Source organism: Phormidium sp. CCY1219 (genome assembly GCF_035615515.1).
GTDB lineage: Bacteria > Cyanobacteriota > Cyanobacteriia > Cyanobacteriales > Laspinemataceae > CCY1219.
Genome location: NZ_JAJENT010000254.1, coordinates 1 through 238, shown reverse-complemented (window position 1 = coordinate 238; position 238 = coordinate 1). Strand labels below are relative to the sequence as shown.

The 238-nt window shown below is 43.7% G+C and carries 1 protein-coding gene; it reads right to left on the bottom strand.

Going from position 1 to position 238, the window contains the following annotated elements; translation table 11 throughout:
- On the bottom strand, window positions 1–238 hold a 238-nt coding region (locus LKK83_RS02825), incomplete at both ends, for a reverse transcriptase domain-containing protein (protein ID WP_324629297.1).

The window sequence follows — 238 nt, the reverse complement described above, 5'->3', positions numbered from 1 at the left end:
GGGAAGGCATTGACTACCGAATTTATCATTCCGTGTAAAGCAATGTTGGCCAGGAGTGGACTAATGACCCCACCCTGCGGGGTTCCTGATTCAGTTGCCTCAAATACGCCATTGTCCAAAACTCCGGCTTTGAGCCATTGTTTAATTCTCCGTTTTAACATGGATGGACAATCTAGTTTGGACAGCAAGTAATCATGGTTAATTCGGTCGAAGCATTTTGCAATATCTGCATCTAATA